Origin of the sequence: Mesorhizobium sp. M2A.F.Ca.ET.067.02.1.1 (assembly GCF_004023285.1) — a bacterium.
Taxonomy (GTDB): Bacteria; Pseudomonadota; Alphaproteobacteria; order Rhizobiales; family Rhizobiaceae; genus Mesorhizobium.
Window position 1 is genome coordinate 1 of record NZ_RZSB01001168.1, and the last position, 1,162, is coordinate 1,162.

Genomic DNA, 1,162 nt, shown 5'->3' on the forward strand with positions numbered 1-1,162 from the left:
GGCCAATGCCACCAGCGAATAGACGCTGAACCCTTCGAAACCCGGCCGCACGATGATGAGCACGCCGGCGAAGCCGGCGGCGATCGCGGTCCAGCGTCGCCAGCCGACACTTTCGCCGAACACCCAGGCCGCGCCCATGGTGACCGCCAGCGGCAATGCCTGCATGACGGCGGAGACATTGCCGATCGGCAGATGCGCAAGCGCGATCAGGAACGACACTGTGGCGCCGGCTTCGCCGGCCACGCGCATGGCCACCATCGGCTGCAGCATGGCGGCCGGATTGACCAGCGCGCCGCGCCGCCAGGCAAGCAGGCCCACGAAGAAGGACGCGAAGGCGCCGCGCACCAGCATGACCTGCGCCATGTTCATCGATTCGGAAGAAAATTTGGTGATCGCATCGTTCAAGGTGAAGCCGACCATGGCCACGATCATGAACAGCGCGCCGCGCAGGTTTGGCGAGAGAGGCAAAGGCGTTTCCGGACTCTTTTTCTAGATCAAGCCGTAGCAGGCGACCGGCAAACAGCAACGCCAAAAGAAATGGGCCACGAATTCTGCGTGGCCCATGATATCGATTTGCCGGGGTCCCGAAGACTTACTTCGGCGTCAGCACTTCGGTGCCGTTGCCGTTCTGGCCGGCGATGGTCCAAAGCCCATGCAGGGAGCCGTCCTTCTCGATCTTGTATACGACGAGGCCGACTTCCTTGCCCATCGCATAGCCGGCGGAAAACGCATTGTCGTTCCGCATGCAGATGCCGTCCGAAGTCGAGCCGCCGGTTTCCCAGTGGATCGTGCAGGTCGTGTCGCTGGTCAGCGTGATGGTTGCCTCGCCACCATATTTCGAACCATCGAAATTGGTGCCGGCGACGGTGTAGGTGCCGCCGATCGACTGAGCGGCGGCCGGCATGGAAGCAATCCCAAGCATTGCAAGTGAAAGCATGATTGTGCGCATGTGCACTCCCCCTTGAGCGAAAATCGCGCTGGAAGGCTAGGCCGGAAAAGGTCGGCGGTAAATCGGGCGGAGGGTGGTGGCGAGCGGTTTATTTCCAGTGTGGGCCGGACGCCTCGTGCAAGCTGCCGGCGATGGTGCCGACCAGCGGGTCGTATTTCGCCTTGAGCGCCGCCGGATACTCGATGAAGACGCTGTGGATCACGTCCTTCCTGC

Annotated in this window: 2 protein-coding genes; both read right to left on the reverse strand. The window is 62.3% G+C overall.

Annotation, left to right across the window (positions count from 1 at the left end; all coding sequences use genetic code 11):
* A partial coding sequence (locus tag EOA28_RS36435) for an EamA family transporter (protein WP_148671136.1) occupies window positions 1-468 on the reverse strand: 468 nt, incomplete at its 3' end.
* Window positions 469-592: 124 nt separating this feature from the next.
* Window positions 593-949: a hypothetical protein gene (locus tag EOA28_RS36440; protein WP_042642401.1), complete on the reverse strand. Its 357-nt coding sequence runs from the start codon at window positions 947-949 to the stop codon at window positions 593-595.
* Window positions 950-1,162: the final 213 nt, after the last annotated feature.